12 protein-coding genes are annotated in these 14,774 nt (G+C 65.1%); 9 read left to right on the top strand and 3 right to left on the bottom strand.

Annotated elements, in window-relative coordinates:
- Positions 1–134: 134 nt before the first annotated feature.
- The 6 genes from ugpB to ACO07I_RS12645 all read left to right on the top strand — a co-directional run bounded on the left by ugpB (position 135) and on the right by ACO07I_RS12645 (position 8,845).
- Positions 135–1,454 carry a sn-glycerol-3-phosphate ABC transporter substrate-binding protein UgpB gene (gene ugpB / locus ACO07I_RS12670; protein ID WP_422017809.1) on the top strand — a complete coding sequence of 440 codons (1,320 nt, stop codon included), beginning with the start codon at positions 135–137 and terminating at the stop codon, positions 1,452–1,454.
- Between the two features lie 92 nt (positions 1,455–1,546).
- Positions 1,547–2,428, top strand: a complete 882-nt coding sequence (ugpA, locus tag ACO07I_RS12665) for a sn-glycerol-3-phosphate ABC transporter permease UgpA (protein ID WP_422017807.1) — start codon at positions 1,547–1,549, stop codon at positions 2,426–2,428.
- Positions 2,428–3,276 (top strand): sn-glycerol-3-phosphate ABC transporter permease UgpE, encoded by an 849-nt coding sequence (ugpE, locus tag ACO07I_RS12660; protein ID WP_422017805.1) that lies wholly within the window; start codon positions 2,428–2,430, stop codon positions 3,274–3,276. Before ugpA ends, ugpE begins: the two co-directional genes overlap by 1 nt.
- 21 nt (positions 3,277–3,297) lie before the next feature.
- Positions 3,298–4,389: a sn-glycerol-3-phosphate import ATP-binding protein UgpC gene (locus ACO07I_RS12655; protein WP_422017803.1), complete on the top strand. Its 1,092-nt coding sequence runs from the start codon at positions 3,298–3,300 to the stop codon at positions 4,387–4,389.
- Positions 4,386–5,153, top strand: a complete 768-nt coding sequence (locus ACO07I_RS12650; protein ID WP_422017801.1) for a fumarylacetoacetate hydrolase family protein — start codon at positions 4,386–4,388, stop codon at positions 5,151–5,153. The genes ACO07I_RS12655 and ACO07I_RS12650 overlap by 4 nt, the downstream gene beginning before the upstream one ends.
- Positions 5,154–5,338: 185 nt before the next feature.
- Positions 5,339–8,845 carry an autotransporter outer membrane beta-barrel domain-containing protein gene (locus tag ACO07I_RS12645; protein WP_422017799.1) on the top strand — a complete coding sequence of 1,169 codons (3,507 nt, stop codon included), beginning with the start codon at positions 5,339–5,341 and terminating at the stop codon, positions 8,843–8,845.
- A gap of 112 nt (positions 8,846–8,957) precedes the next feature.
- Here ACO07I_RS12645 and ACO07I_RS12640 read toward each other — a convergent pair whose 3' ends face one another.
- Positions 8,958–9,194: a hypothetical protein gene (locus ACO07I_RS12640; protein WP_422017797.1), complete on the bottom strand. Its 237-nt coding sequence runs from the start codon at positions 9,192–9,194 to the stop codon at positions 8,958–8,960.
- A 132-nt stretch (positions 9,195–9,326) separates the two neighbouring features.
- Between ACO07I_RS12640 and ACO07I_RS12635 the strand changes: the two genes are divergently transcribed.
- On the top strand, positions 9,327–10,178 hold the full coding sequence (locus ACO07I_RS12635) for an endonuclease/exonuclease/phosphatase family protein (protein WP_422017795.1): 852 nt from the start codon (positions 9,327–9,329) through the stop codon (positions 10,176–10,178).
- A gap of 15 nt (positions 10,179–10,193) precedes the next feature.
- On the opposite strand, the gene ACO07I_RS12630 is transcribed toward ACO07I_RS12635, so the two are convergent.
- On the bottom strand, positions 10,194–11,195 hold the full coding sequence (locus tag ACO07I_RS12630) for an HAD family hydrolase (RefSeq protein WP_422017793.1): 1,002 nt from the start codon (positions 11,193–11,195) through the stop codon (positions 10,194–10,196).
- A gap of 93 nt (positions 11,196–11,288) precedes the next feature.
- Between ACO07I_RS12630 and cysK the strand changes: the two genes are divergently transcribed.
- Positions 11,289–12,365: a cysteine synthase A gene (gene cysK, locus ACO07I_RS12625; protein ID WP_422017791.1), complete on the top strand. Its 1,077-nt coding sequence runs from the start codon at positions 11,289–11,291 to the stop codon at positions 12,363–12,365.
- A 130-nt stretch (positions 12,366–12,495) separates the two neighbouring features.
- Here cysK and ACO07I_RS12620 read toward each other — a convergent pair whose 3' ends face one another.
- The gene (locus ACO07I_RS12620; RefSeq protein WP_422017789.1) at positions 12,496–13,584 is read right to left on the bottom strand and encodes an ROK family protein; all 1,089 of its coding nucleotides are present in this window, start codon (positions 13,582–13,584) and stop codon (positions 12,496–12,498) included.
- A 131-nt stretch (positions 13,585–13,715) separates the two neighbouring features.
- On the opposite strand from ACO07I_RS12620, the gene ACO07I_RS12615 reads away from it, so the two are divergent.
- Positions 13,716–14,771, top strand: coding sequence for a zinc-binding metallopeptidase family protein (locus ACO07I_RS12615; protein WP_422017787.1), 1,056 nt, complete (start codon positions 13,716–13,718; stop codon positions 14,769–14,771).
- Positions 14,772–14,774 lie beyond the last annotated feature (3 nt).

Raw genomic sequence — 14,774 nt, 5'->3', positions numbered from 1 at the left:
GTTCGACCATTTGGGGGTTGCGCTCGCTGCGCAGTCTTGGTGTTCTGTCATCAGACCGCAACAAAAGAGACACATCGCAGTCTTGCGGCCCGACGATACATCGCCGGGGATTCATTCTGGGAGAATTGATCGACATGACACGGATTCTACTGTCTTCCGTCGCCGCCGCGGCGGTGCTGGCGAGCGCGTCTACCGCGTTCGCCCAGACCGAGATCCAGTTCTGGCACGCCATGGGCGGCAATCTGGGTGACACGGTCAATGCCCTGGCCGAGGGCTTCAACAAGTCGCAAACCGAATACAAGGTGAACCCGGTCTACAAGGGTTCCTATACCGAGACCCTGACGGCCGCGATCGCCGCCTTCCGTGCCAAGCAGGCGCCGCACATCGTGCAGGTCTTCGAGGTCGGTACGGCCAACATGATGGCGGCCAAGGGCGCCGTCTATCCGGTCTACCAGCTCATGGCCGATGCCAAGGAGCCGTTCGATCCGAAGGCCTATATCGGCCCGGTCTACGGCTACTACTCGACGCCGGACGGCAAGCTGCTGTCGATGCCGTTCAACTCCTCGACGCCGGTTCTGTACTGGAACAAGGAGCTGATGCAGAAGGCGGGCCTCGACCCGAACACGCCGCCGAAGACTTGGCCGGAACTCGGCGAGATGGCCAAGAAGGCCGTCGCCGCCGGCGCCAAGTGCGGATTCACGCCGCAGTGGCAGACCTGGACGATGATCGAGAATTACGGCGCCTGGCACAATCTGCCGTACGCCACGAAGGACAACGGCTTCGGCGGCATCGACATCGAGCTGAAGTTCAACGATCCGGCCCGCGTGAAGTTCATCCAGATGCTGGCCGACTGGACCAAGGACAAGACGTTCGTCTACGGCGGACGCGAGGGCAAGTCGACGGCGCTGTTCACGGCCGGGGACTGCGTGTTCCACATCGCTTCCTCCGGTTCGGCCGCGGGCATCGACAAGGCGCTGGGCGGTACGTCGAAGTACGGCATCGGCATGATGCCCTATTCGCCCGACGTCATCGCCAAACCGCAGAACTCGATCATCGGCGGCGCCACCCTGTGGGTGCTGCAGGGCCGTCCGGCCGCCGAGTACAAGGGCGTCGCCAAGTTCATGAGCTACCTCGCCAGCACGCCGGTGCAGGCCAAGTGGCACCAGGAGACGGGCTACGTGCCGATCACGCTCGCCGCCGCCGAGGCGACCGAGAAGGAAGGCTTCTACAAGAAGTTCCCGGGCCGCGAAGTGGCCGTCCAGGAGCTGACGCTCAACCCGCCGACGGCCAATTCCAAGGGCCTGCGCATCGGCAACTTCGTGCAGATCCGCGACATCGTCGACGGCGAACTCGAGAACGTCTGGTCGGGTAAGAAGGACGCGAAGACCGCGCTCGACGACGCCGTGAAGGCGGGCAACGAGCAGCTCAAGCGCTTCGAAGCCGCGAACAAGTAAGGCCTTGCCGTTGCTTTCCCCCTCCGGTCCTTCGGACCACCTCCCCCGCGCGGCGGGGGAGGCTGGGAGGGGGAGGGCCACGGTCTAGCTCGATGGAAAAACGCGTCACCTTCAACTCACGCTGGCTGCCCTACCTTCTGTTGGGGCCGCAGATGATCATCACGCTGGTGTTCTTCTTCTGGCCCTCGGGCCAGGCGATCTACCAGTCGGTGCTGATCGAGGACGTCTTCGGCGGCAATTCCAAGTTCGTCTGGTTCGAGAATTTCGCCCAGCTCTTCAGGGACAACAGCTACGCCCATTCGGCGCAGATCACCGTGGTCTTCAGTTTCCTGGTGGCCGCCATCGGGCTCGGTGTCTCTCTGCTGCTGGCGGTCATGGCCGATCGCGTCATCCGCGGCGCCACCGCCTACAAGACCTTCCTCGTGTGGCCCTATGCCGTGGCGCCGGCCGTTGCCGGCGTTCTGTGGGGCTTTCTGTTCAACCCCTCGGTGGGCATCATTGCCTGGATGCTTCAGGGCATCGGCATCGAATTCAACTATGTGATCAACGGAAACCAGGCCCTGCTGCTGGTGGTCATCGCTGCGGTCTGGAACCAGATCAGCTACAATTTCCTGTTCTTCCTGGCGGGCCTGCAGTCGATCCCGAAATCGCTGATCGAGGCGGCGGCGATCGACGGCGCGGGCCCCGGCCGCCGCTTCTGGGACATCATCTTCCCATTGCTCTCGCCCGTCGGCTTCTTCCTGCTCGTCGTCAACATCATCTATGCTTTCTTCGGTACCTTCGGCGTGGTCGATTCGCTGACCAAGGGCGGGCCGGGCAAGTCCACGGAAATTCTGGTGTTCAAGGTCTTCAACGACGGCTTCCGCGGCCAGGATCTCGGCGGCTCCTCGGCGCAGTCGGTGATCCTGATGGTCGTGGTGATCGCGCTGACCTTCGTGCAGTTCCGCTTCATCGAGCGCCGGGTGCACTACTGATGGTCGAGAACCGGCCCTTTCTGACGGTGCTGAGCCACCTCGTCGTGTTGCTCGGCGTGGTCATCATCGCCTTTCCCGTTTGGATGACGTTCGTCGCCTCGACGCACGACCAGCAGACCATGCTGCAGTCGCCGATCCCGGTGCTGCCAGGCCCGCATCTGATCGAGAACTACACGAAAGTGCTGACCGAGGGTTACGGTCGCGTCGGCAGCACACCGGTCATGATGACGCTGACCAACAGCCTGATCATGGCGTTGGGCGTGGCCATCGGGAAGATCGCGATCTCGATCGTCTCCGCCTTCGCCATCGTCTATTTCCGCTTCCCCGGCCGGATGTATTTCTTCTGGGCGATCTTCGTCACGCTCATGCTGCCGGTCGAGGTGCGCATCGTGCCGACCTATGGGGTCGTCGCCTCGCTCGGCATGCTCGATTCCTATGCGGGCCTCATCATTCCGCTGATCGCCTCGGCCACGGCGACGTTCCTGTTCCGCCAGTTCTTCCTCAGCGTGCCCGACGAGCTTACCGAGGCGGCGCGCGTCGATGGGGCGAGTCCGATGCGCTTCTTCTGGGACATTCTGCTGCCGATGAGCCGGACCTCGATCGCGGCGCTGTTCGTGATCCAGTTCATCTATGGCTGGAACCAGTATCTCTGGCCGCTACTGATCACGACCAAGGAAAGCTATTACACCGTCGTCATGACGGTCTCGCGCCAGGCCAATGTGGTCGATTCGGTGCCGAGCTGGAACCTGCTGATGGCCATGGCGATGCTCGCCATGCTGCCGCCGGTGCTGGTGGTCGTGTTCATGCAGCGCCAGTTCGTGCGCGGCCTGGTCGAAACCGAGAAGTAGGCGAGACGGAGAAGCAGGGCCATGGCGCAAGTGCACCTCCGCGGTGTGAAGAAGAGCTACGACAAGCTCGAGGTTATTCACGGCGTGGACATCGAGATTGCCGACGGCGAATTCGTCGTGATCGTCGGCCCCTCGGGCTGCGGCAAGTCCACCCTGCTGCGCATGGTGGCGGGGCTGGAACGCATCACCGGCGGCACGATCGCGATCGGCGACCGCGTGGTCAACGAGCTGGAGCCCAAGGATCGCGACATCGCGATGGTGTTCCAGAACTACGCGCTCTACCCGCATTTCAGCGTCTACGAGAACATGGCCTATGGCCTCAAGATCCGCGGCCTCTCCAAGGCCGAGATCGACGTGCGCGTCCAGAAGGCGGCGAAGATCCTCGAACTGGGCACGTTTCTGCAGCGCAAGCCGCGCCAGCTTTCGGGCGGCCAGCGCCAGCGGGTCGCCATGGGCCGCGCCATCGTGCGCGAGCCGGCGGTGTTCCTGTTCGACGAGCCGCTGTCCAACCTCGACGCCAAGCTGCGCGTGCAGATGCGGCTCGAGATCAAGCGCCTGCAGCGCGAGCTCGACGTAACCTCGATCTACGTCACCCACGACCAGGTCGAGGCGATGACGCTCGCCGACCGGCTGATCGTCATGAACGCTGGCGTCGCCGACCAGATCGGCACGCCGATGGACGTCTACGAGCGGCCGGCCTCCGTCTTCGTGGCGGGCTTCATTGGATCGCCGGCGATGAACTTCCTGGCGGGCAAGGTGGTCGAAGGCAGCCGGTCGATCGAGCTGGCCGGCACCGGCGCGGTCCGGATCGTCCTGCCGATCGGCCTGGCCACCACGGCCGCCGGCGGCACCCCCGTCGCCGTCGGGATCCGCCCCGAGCATTTGCATCCCGCGGCCGATGGCCCGTTGGAATTCGAGATCGAGCTGGCCGAGCCGCTGGGTGCCGACACCCTGCTGCACGGCCGTTTCGGCGAGGCGCGTGAGGTCGTCACCGTCCGCCAGAGCGGTCACATCCTCGCCAAGCCCGGCGAGAAATTGCGCTTCAAGGCCGATCCCGGACATCTCCATCTGTTCGATTCGCAGACCGGCAAGCGCATCCCCGACGCGCCATGACGCTGCTGGCCCGAATCGAACATGCCGGGCGTCCGCGCGTCGGCATCCTTGAGGGCGAACGCATTCGCCTGCACGAAGGCACGATCTTCGATCCCGGCCCGGCGACGGGTGAGGTCGTGGCGGCCGCCGACGCGCGCTGGCTGACCCCGACCGAGCCCAGCAAGATGGTGGCGCTGTGGAACAACTTCCGCGCTGCGGCTGAGAAGAATGGCTGGGCGATCCCGGCCGAGCCGCTCACCTTCCTGAAAGCGCCGAACAGTTTCGCCGCCCATGGTCAGGCGATCCCCGTGCCGAAATCCTACGACGGGCGCGTGGCCTACGAGGGCGAGCTGGGCATCGTGATCGGCAGGACCTGCTCGGGCGTCTCGGTGGAGGAGGCGGCGGACCATATCCTCGGCTACACCTGCGTGAACGACGTCACGGCGATGGAGCTGCTGCTGCGCGACCCGTCCTTCGCGCAATGGACCCGCGCCAAGAACTTCGACGGCTTCGGCGTGTTCGGCCCGGTGGTCGCGACCGACCTCGACCCCGCGTCGCTCACGGTCCGCACCCTGGTCAACGGCCGGGAGCGCCAGAACTACCGGGTCGACGACATGATCTTCCCGCCGGCCGAGCTGGTCAGCCGCCTCTCGCAGGACATGACGCTCGTAGCAGGCGACATCATCGCCTGCGGCACGTCGCTGGGCGTGCTGCCGATGAAGGCGGGCACCGTCGTCGAGATCGACATCGACGGCATCGGCACCCTGCGCAACCGGTACGGCTGAAACACCCGGCAGCCAACGGGATCGATCGTTTCGTTCGGTTGGCGCCAGGCCTCGCCGATGACGCCGGCATATGAATCGTGCGGCCGCCTGACCCATTCTGAGTAGTGACTTGCTGGAGCGCAGTTGGACGCTCGCCTATCCTCTGACCGATCCTCGCGGCTCCCTGGAACTGATCGGTCTTCCTCATGTTTCACGATGTTGAACTTTCGCCGGCGACCTGCAAGCGCCTGACTGGGCGCAAGCTCGCTCTCTGTCTCATCATCTCGGCAGGAGTGCCGGTCTTTTCGTTCGGCGCGCCGGCCCGTGCCCAGAGCTGGAACATGTACGACGGCGGAACGAGCCTGGAGATTCGCTACACGGCGGGCGCACTGAACGATGTTAGCGGCGGGGTGCCCCACAATCGTCCCGCACTGATCGACATTGCTATTGCTGGTGTTCCCGTCAAGGGGATGACCATCGACACCGGCTCCACCGGGATCGCGATCTCGCACAATTATCTGCCATCGCTGGCGGCTTACAAGCCGCTCGGTCCGGGCGCCATCAACTACGATAGCAGCGGCCACACGCCCTCCGGGTATTTTTACGAACTGCCTGTCAGCATTTTCGGCCGCACCTTGGGCGGAAAGGACGAGACAGGGTCGACCACCGTCAAGGTTCTCGTCGTCATGAACGACGAAAACACGAAATACTTCGGCATCGGCAACAACAGGAACAACGTCTACAGCGGCCCCACCAACCCCTCTCTCACCTTCGCCCAGAACGTGGCTCAGGGGAATCTCAAGCAGATTTCGGCCGTAGGGATGAATCCCCTGATCGACGTTTCAGTGAACGGCGTCGCGCTGCCTCATCAGGGCTACGTCGTCATGAACGACCGTATTTTTGTCGGCCTGACGTCGGCCAACAACGGCTATTCCTTCGTCCAGCTCACGCCGGACCCGGCGAACGGGCCCAACCTCTGGAACGGCATTCCGGTCTCGCTTGCCGTCGGGTCCGGCGCCCCCGGCCGTGGCGCGATCCTGCACGACACCGGCATCGGCTATGCTTTCCTCAAGCCCTACGGTCAGGACAATGAGACCGTCTCGGTCTTCATGCCGGGTGCCTCGGCGGCGGGTGCCTTCTACAGTTTCGTGATCGACCACTCCGGTTCGGGCTGCGCGACGACTGCCAGCAACTCGATGACTCCATGCCTCGTCAAGGGTTCCCCCTCGAGCGAGCCGTTCCTCAACACGGGCCGGCAGTTCTATGCCGGCCTGAACTACCTCTTTGATCCGGCAAACGGTTTCGCGGGCTACGGACTGTCCACTTCCGGGCTGACGACCACCGCGACGCTGAATCCCACGCTGGCGCTGACCGGCACACTGGCGCTGCGCAACAACTTCACCACTGATTTCGACGCCTATCTGATGGGCAACACGACGTTCAGCCAGGCGGGTACGGGCACCTTCTCCGGCACCATCTCTGGCCCGGGTGGCCTCACCATCTCAGGCGGCGCCGTCAACCTCCTGGGCAGCAACACCTTCACGGGCGGCCTGTGGCTAGCCTCGGGCGGTACGTTGCGGGCCGGCAGCGATGCCGTCATGGGCGCCGCCAAGGGTGGCCTCACTTTCACAGGCGGCACGCTGCAGGCCACCGCGGGCTTCGCCATCGACCGCTCGGTCTCGATGGGGTCCGGTGGCGGCACCATCGATACCAACGGCAACGAGTTGCTGGTCAAGAAGGCGATCGGGGGAAATGGCGGGCTGACCAAGACGGGCAGCGGCATTCTCACCCTGTCCGAGGCAAACAGCTATCTGGGGGGCACCACGATCAACGCCGGCACGTTGCGCCTGGCCACCGGCGCATCGCTGCCGACCACCGGCGGCTTGACCGTCAATGCCGGCACGCTCGACGTCAACGGCAACGATGTGACCGTCGGGTCTCTGGGCGGCGTGGGCGGCACCATCGCACTCGGCGCCAGCACGCTGACCGTCGCCGGGAGCGGTAGCACGAGTTTCGCCGGCACCATCACCGGGGCCGGCGGCCTCAACAAGTCCGGCAACGGTCTCCTCAACCTGACGGGCGCGAATACCTACACGGGGCCCACCTCGATCACGGGCGGCCGGCTCGCGGTGAACGGCAGCATCACCAGCGACGTCACCGTGGGACCCGGCGGCAATCTTGGCGGTGCAGGCACAATCTTCGGCAACGTCGTCAACAACGGCGCCCTGGCGCCCGGCAACTCCATCGGCACTCTCACGGTCAACGGCAGCTACACGCAGGCTGCGGGCAGCTCCTATGCGGTCGAGACCAATGCTCAGGGTCAGAGCGACCTCATCGCGGTGACCGGCGCCCCGGGCACCGCTACGATCGCGGCCGGCAGCAATGTCTTCGTGGCCCCGTCCTCCAGCGGCCCCTATGCGCCCCGCACCACCTATACGATCCTGAGCGCCACCGGCGGCGTCACCGGCACCTATTCCTCGGTTGCCAGCAGCCTGCCGTTCCTCCTGCCGAGTCTGAGCTACGACGCCAACAACGTCTATCTCGCGCTTCAGATCGGCGGCTTCGCCCGCCAGGCCCAGACGCCCAACCAGGCTGCCGTCGGCGCGGCGCTGGATGCCGGCGCCATCGGCGCCGCCGGCGACTTCGCCACGGTGCTGGGCGCCTTCTCGACGATGAATGCCCAGCAGGGCGTCGCGGCCATGAACACGATCAGCGGGCAGAACTATTCCGCCTTCTCCTCGGCCGGCATCGCCACCACCCAGATCTTCATGACCAACTTCGCCAACACGGTGGGCGGCACGTCGGGCGGCGGCAATCGCGTGGCGCTGGCCGAGGCCTGCGACGTTGCCTGCGACACGAGCGAGCCGGCGCGCTGGGGCGCCTGGGGCGGCGCGCTGGGCGGCTTCGGCGTCGTCGGCGGCAACGCCAATGCCGGCACGCTCACCTACAATCTCGGCGGCTTCGCCGCCGGCCTCGACCGCCGCGTCACGGACGAGCTGCTGGTCGGCGTCACCGCCGGCTTCACCAGCGGCAGCCAGTGGGTCGGCGGCTTCTCCGGCCGCGGCCTCTCCGACACCTTCCAGGCCGGCCTCTATGCCAGCTACGCCAAGAACGCCGTCTATGTCGACGCTCTGGCGGCCTACGCCTATTCCGACAATCAGATGCAGCGGCAGATCACCATCCCCGGCCTGTCGCGCACCGCCAACGGCCGCACCGGCGCCAACCTGTTCTTCGGCCAGCTCGAGGCGGGCTACCGCTTCGACATCGGCGGACGCGCGGATGCCTACATCACGCCGTTCGCGCGCCTGCAGGGCGCAACGGCCACGCAGAGCGCCTTCAGCGAATCGGGCGCGGGCGCGCTCGACCTCTCCGTCGCCGCGCAGACCACCAACTCGCTGCGCAGCGTGCTCGGCGCCCAGCTCGGCGGCGCCCTGGATCTCGGCTGGCGCGACAAGCTCGCGATGACGGTCAAGCTCGGTTGGGGCCACGAATATGCCGACACGGCGCGGCCCGTCACCGCCTCCTTCGTCGGCGCGCCCGCCTTCGCCTTCACCACCTACGGCGCCGCGCCGCAACGCGACAGCGTCGTGCTGGGCCTCTCCGCCAGCACCGCCATCGCCGACGCCACCTCCCTCTACTTCCGGTACGAAGGCAACATCTCCAGCCAGGATTCCAACCAGGCCCTCACCGCCGGATTCCGCATGACCTGGTAGTCAGGCGGACCGCGCCCGGAGCACCTGCGTCAATCGAGGTCCACGGGCAAGGGCGTCAACGAGTAGGTCCCCTGCGCAACCGCTACGGCCGCAGGGTGGTCAGGCCGCGTGTTCAGGCTTTGGTGAGGCGGCGACCGGCGTTGGTCAGGCAGGCGCCGCGAAGCTCCTTGAGTTCCAGCCAGCCGTTCGACGTCGCATGGCTGAACGCGGCCTCGGTGGCCGCGTCTTCCTTAAGGTCCAGACGGCGCATGACCGTATCCATGGGCACCCAGTGCATGGGACGTCCACGGGTATAGATATGCATGTCCTGGACGATCTTGCGGGCGAGCGACGCGGCGGAGTTGAGCATCCGCTTACTGTGACAGGTCGGTTCGGCTGCCGCATCCGCGAAGTGGGGACCGGGTAGGACCCTCTCCGTCACGCCGAGGATACAAATCTCGTCGTTCGGTGTAATTCCCTGCAATCAACTGCGTAGAGTGTCATGCTGTTCTGTACCTACAACATCCACTACGGCGTCGGTTCCGACGGCAAATATGACGTCGCCCGCATCGCCGACACGGTGGCCGAAGCCGACATCGTCTGCCTCCAGGAAGCTGTTTCTGGCTGGCCGCAGAACGGCTTCGCCGACCAGACCGCCGAGATCGCCTCCCGGCTCAACCGCTATCACTGGTATCACGGCGCCATGGAGTCCGACGCCAGCGAGGTCGGGGCCGACGGGCGGATCGTCAATCGGCGCCGCAGTTTCGGCAATGCCGTGATCTCGCGCTGGCCGATCATCTGGGCGCGCGGCCATCTCCTGCCCAAGACAGCGCTGGTCGACCGCTTCGACCTGCAGCGCGGCTTCGTCGAGGCGTCGATAGAGACGCCAGCAGGGCCTCTGCGCGTCTACAGCGTGCATCTCAGCCATGTCGGCCCGCAGCAGCGCCTGCCGCAGGTCCGTGCGTTGATGGATACGGTGCTCAACGCCGAGCGCGTCGGCGCGACGTGGGACAGCGCCGCCGGTTCGACCTTCATGTTCCAGGAGCGCCGGCCCGACGTCTCGCGGTCCGCCATTCTTGCCGGCGACTTCAACTTCACGCCGGCGCATCCGGAATATCCGCTGGTCTGCGGCGAGACCAGCTACTACGGCCGCCTCGGCACCACCATGCATCTCGCCGATGCCTGGGCCGCCGCCGGCAACAGCGAGGAGGAGGTCGATTCGTTCCCGCGCGAGGGACGCATCGACCATGTCTTCGTGACACACGACCTGTCGCCTAGGGTGAAGAAGGCCTGGATCGGCTACGGCATCGTCGCGTCCGACCACTGGCCCGTCTTCGTCGAGTTCGATCTCTAGCCGGTCGCGCGGACGTCAGCGCAGCTCGAACGGGTAGATCACCTTCCAGTCGTTCTTCATATCGACGATGGTCCAGTGGCGGCGCAGCGCCTCGTCCCAGGCCTTGTCGAGCTGGCCGATCGGGGAGGGGCGATCGTAGGCATATTCACGGACGGCATCGGTGTGATGCACGAGGCCCATGAAGCGCGCGCCGGTGCCGGCCGCAGTCCATTCGAGCATCTGCTGGTCGCCATCGGAGTTGCCGAAGGCGAACACGGGGCGCCGGCCGATGAACTGGTTGATGCCTTCGGGCTTGCCGGGGCCGTCGTCGATGAACTGGATCCTGGGTTCCTTCACCAGAACCGGCGTACCGTCTGGCCTCAGCTGGTAGCGGGTGACACCCGACGACCCCACGACCTGCTCCGGCGGGATGCCGTAGACGCGCTCCGTCCACGGTCGCATGAAGTCGATGCCGCCGCCGGAGACGATGAAGGTCTTGAACTGATTGGCGCGCAGCAGCGCCAGCAGCTCGAGCATCGGCTGGTAGACGAGGTCGGTGTAGGGACGATTGAAGCGCGGATGACGAGCGGTTGCCAACCAGTCGGCCACCGCCTTCGCAAAGGCCTCCGTCGTAAGGCCGGTATGCGTCGCCGCGATGATTTCCAGGAAGCCCTTTTCGCCCAACGCCGCCAGGGCGGCGCGGTCATCGGACAGCACCGACCGGAACGGCTCCTGCGTCCGCCATTCGGGATGCTGGGGCGCCATCGCCTTCACGCGATCGACGGCGAAGGCGATCTGAACGTAGATGGGTTGTTCCGTCCACAGCGTGCCGTCGTTGTCGAAGCAGGCGATGCGCTCCGGCACCGGGACCCAGTCGGGCGCGCCCGGGGTCGTCGTGCGCGCGATGAAGTCGAGGATCGAGCGCTTCACCGGCCCGTCGTTCCAGGATGGGAGCGCGTCAGCCTGGGCAAGGCCCGGCCTCGCCCTCGCCGCAAGCGCGGCCGCACCCATGCCCGTCAAGAATATCCGGCGTCTCATCGCTTCCTCCCCCCCGATCCGCGTCATCCTACTCCGGTTTCGCGTTGCCGCTGAACCGGCGTAGAATTTGTCTCTACGCACAGGGAGATGAAGATGGGCACCAAGATCCGGACCACGGCGGGACGCGGGCGGCTTTACGACAGCGTTCTCGACACGATCGGCGACACACCCTGCATCCGCATCAACGCCCTGGCGCCCAAGGGCGTCACGATCTACGTCAAGGTCGAGGCCTTCAATCCCGGCGGCTCGGTGAAGGATCGCCTGGCCGTCAACATCATCGAGGCGGCCGAGCGCAAGGGCACGCTGAAGCCCGGTCAGACCGTGGTCGAGGCGACCAGCGGCAATACCGGCATCGGCCTGGCCATGGTCTGCGCCCAGAAGGGCTATCCGCTGGTGGTCACCATGGCCGACAGTTTCTCGATCGAGCGGCGCAAGCTGATGCGCATGCTGGGCGCCAAGGTCGTGCTGACGCCGCGCGCACAAAAGGGCTTCGGCATGTACCAGAAGGCGGTCGAACTCGCGAAGGCCAACGGCTGGTTCCTGGCCCACCAGTTCGAGACGGATGCCAACGCCGAGATCCACGAGGCCACGACGGCGCGCGAAATCCTCGCCGACTTCGCGGGACACCGGCTCGACTATTTCGTGAGCGGCTATGGCACCGGCGGCACCGTGACCGGTGTGGCGCGGGTGCTGCGCAAGGAGCGACCGGAGACGAAGATCGTTCTCACCGAGCCGGCCAATGCCCAGCTCCTCGGAAGCGGCAAGCCCCAGGAGCGCGCGGCGGACGGCTCACCCGCGGTCAGTCATCCCGCCTTCGAGCCGCATCCGATCCAGGGCTGGACGCCGGATTTCATCCCGCTCGTGCTGCAGGAGTCGATCGACAAGAAGTATTACGACGAGCTGCTGCCGATCGTCGGGGCTGAAGGCATCAAATGCGCCAAGGCGCTGGCGCAGAAGGAAGGCATCTTCACCGGCATCTCCGGCGGCTCGACCTTTGCCATCGCGCTGCAGGTAGCGGCCAAGGCTGCGCCCGGTTCGGTCATCCTCTGCATGTTGCCCGATACCGGCGAACGCTATCTCACCACGCCGTTGTTCGAAGGCATCATCGACGATATGGACGAGGCGGAGATCGCCATCTCGAAGTCCACGCCCGGTTACCAGATGGGGTAGCGACAACGACAAAGGTCCCTCGCTCACGCTCGGGATGACATCCGTTGCACCGGCGCAGTGCGTCGACGCCGGAACTCTTGTCATCTAGAGCGAAGCGAAGGACCTTTCGGCTCTTTCGGTTGGGGCCGAGTCACTCGCGATTGGTGAACCGGGCGTTGCCCAGGCCGGTGCCGATCGTCATGACGCCCCAGTGCTCGACGTCCTTCATGTTTGGCACTTCGCTCAGCCCCTGAACGACGGCGTCGTTGTGGACCTGGATGAAGATGTCGTGGCCGCCGATCTTGGGCAGATGGGCGGACAGAGCGGCGGCGAGGTTGAACGACTTGCCTTCCCAGTTGCCCGGCAGGTTCTGACCGCCCTTCAGGATGAAGCCCTGCTCGTCGATCAGGCCGGGGCAACCGATTCCCATGAAGGGCGCGAGCTTTATCTTTTCCTGTTTCGCGCGGTCGATCAGCTTGTTCAGCATCGCGGCGATTTTCTCGATGGCCTCGTCGCGATCGGGTTCGTCGTCTGAATGTCGCCAGACCTGACGCTTCCACACATCCGCTTCCTCTACGTCGCCACGCTTGCCGGAATTGAGCTCGACCACGCCCACCCGCACGTTGGTGCCGCCGATGTCGACGGCGAGGATGGCATCGTGTCCTGCCATCACCCAACTCGGCGCCAGGTGCACGGCGCCAATCAACCCGGCTTCGTCGGGATCGTTCTGGATGGCCGCGAGTTCGATGCTGATTCCGTCCGCTGCCAGCATGATGCTGGTGCGTCCCATGGCCAGTTCGCCGATCCGGCTGCCGATCATGCCGCCGCCAATCACGATTCGTTGCGTGTCCTTCCACGTATCCAGGCGGAGGAACCGGCGTATGACCGTCGTCAGCTCGCCGGCGAACTCCTCGACGACAGTGTGGACCAGGCCCGCCGACACCGGGTCGCCACTGGACAGCATCTTGTCGAGCTTCGACTTCGAGATCTCCTCCATCGGCACGTCGCCGAACGGGTCCTCGCCACGCTCCTTCAGGCGGTCCCGCCAGTCGGCCAGGATGGCGTGAAAGGCCCGGCGACTGGCGCGATCGCCGATGAAGCCTTCGTCGTCGCGCAATTCCTCATTGTAGGTATCCACGCTAACGGCGGGCAGCACCCGGCCGCCGTGCACGAAGACGGAGGGAGCCTGAACGGGCTCATCGGCAGATGCCGCAGTTTCGGTACCGGTACGGGCGCTCATGCGCATCTCCCCCTGTAAGGCCTCAAGAACGGCCGGCCATGGGATAAAGTTCCTCGACATCTTCGCGCGGGATACCGGCTGCGGCAGGACGGCATGGCAACATCGGGACGGGCCGTGCGTTAACCCGCGCGATGAAACTCTTCAAATGCCAGAGCTGCCAGCAGATCCTGTATTTCGAGAACGATGTCTGTGTGAAATGCGGACACAAGCTCGGATACGTGCCCGAAGTCGCGACCCTGTCGGCTCTCGAGCCCGAGGGCGAGTTGTGGCGCGCGCTGGCCTCGAAGGACGTGCTCTACCGCTTCTGTGCCAACGCCCAGCATGCTGCCTGCAACTGGCTCGTCGATTCGACTTCGTCCGAGACCTTCTGCCTGTCGTGCCGGCACAATCGGACGATCCCCGACCTCACGATCGTCGACAACCTGGCCAACTGGCAGAAGATGGAAATTGCCAAGCACCGGATGTTCTATTCGCTGCTGCGCCTCAAGTTGAAAATGCCGACCCAATTCGAATCGCCGAACGAGGGCCTTGCCTTCGACTTTCTGGCCGACCTGTCGGTGCCAGATGCGCCCCGCGTCATGACGGGTCATGACAATGGCTTGATCACGATTGCGCTGGCCGAGGCCGACGATGCCTACCGGGAGCAGAACCGGGTGGCGATGCACGAGCCCTACCGCACGCTGCTCGGCCATTTCCGGCACGAGATCGGTCACTATTTCTGGGATCGGCTGGTCCGCGACGGCGACCAGCTCGACGCGTGCCGGCAGCTCTTCGGCGACGACAGCCAGGACTACGGACAGGCCCTGCAGACCTACTACGCCAATGGTGCTCCGGCCGACTGGCAGTCCAACTTCGTGAGCCAGTACGCGACGTCGCATCCGTGGGAGGACTTTGCCGAAACGTGGGCGCACTATCTGCACATCGTCGATACGCTCGAAATCGCGCGGGCGTTCGGCCTGTCGACGCAGCCACGTCTGGCCAAGGGGGACGAGCTGGACGCGACCGTTGACTTCGACCCGTATCGGGCCGGCGAAGTCGGCCAACTCATCGATAGCTGGCTGCCCTTGTCGCTCGCCCTCAACAGCCTCAATCGGGCAATGGGTCAGAACGATCTCTATCCTTTCGTGCTCTCACCGCCGGCGATCGAGAAGCTGGGCTTCATCCACCGGCTCGTTCACCCGACCTGAGCC

It is taken from the genome of Reyranella sp., from assembly GCF_965227665.1.
In the GTDB taxonomy this organism is placed as follows: domain Bacteria; phylum Pseudomonadota; class Alphaproteobacteria; order Reyranellales; family Reyranellaceae; genus Reyranella.
The sequence above is the reverse complement of the archived record's forward strand: the minus strand, read 5'-3'. Positions and strand labels throughout refer to the sequence as shown.

Coding starts and splice junctions, on each gene's coding strand:
- ugpB (WP_422017809.1), top strand. CDS start 135: ATGACACGGATTCTACTGTCTTCCGTCGCCGCCGCGGCGGTGCTGGCG.
- ugpA (WP_422017807.1), top strand. CDS start 1,547: ATGGAAAAACGCGTCACCTTCAACTCACGCTGGCTGCCCTACCTTCTG.
- ugpE (WP_422017805.1), top strand. CDS start 2,428: ATGGTCGAGAACCGGCCCTTTCTGACGGTGCTGAGCCACCTCGTCGTG.
- ACO07I_RS12655 (WP_422017803.1), top strand. CDS start 3,298: ATGGCGCAAGTGCACCTCCGCGGTGTGAAGAAGAGCTACGACAAGCTC.
- ACO07I_RS12650 (WP_422017801.1), top strand. CDS start 4,386: ATGACGCTGCTGGCCCGAATCGAACATGCCGGGCGTCCGCGCGTCGGC.
- ACO07I_RS12645 (WP_422017799.1), top strand. CDS start 5,339: ATGTTTCACGATGTTGAACTTTCGCCGGCGACCTGCAAGCGCCTGACT.
- ACO07I_RS12640 (WP_422017797.1), bottom strand. CDS start 9,194: ATGCTCAACTCCGCCGCGTCGCTCGCCCGCAAGATCGTCCAGGACATG.
- ACO07I_RS12635 (WP_422017795.1), top strand. CDS start 9,327: ATGCTGTTCTGTACCTACAACATCCACTACGGCGTCGGTTCCGACGGC.
- ACO07I_RS12630 (WP_422017793.1), bottom strand. CDS start 11,195: ATGAGACGCCGGATATTCTTGACGGGCATGGGTGCGGCCGCGCTTGCG.
- cysK (WP_422017791.1), top strand. CDS start 11,289: ATGGGCACCAAGATCCGGACCACGGCGGGACGCGGGCGGCTTTACGAC.
- ACO07I_RS12620 (WP_422017789.1), bottom strand. CDS start 13,584: ATGAGCGCCCGTACCGGTACCGAAACTGCGGCATCTGCCGATGAGCCC.
- ACO07I_RS12615 (WP_422017787.1), top strand. CDS start 13,716: ATGAAACTCTTCAAATGCCAGAGCTGCCAGCAGATCCTGTATTTCGAG.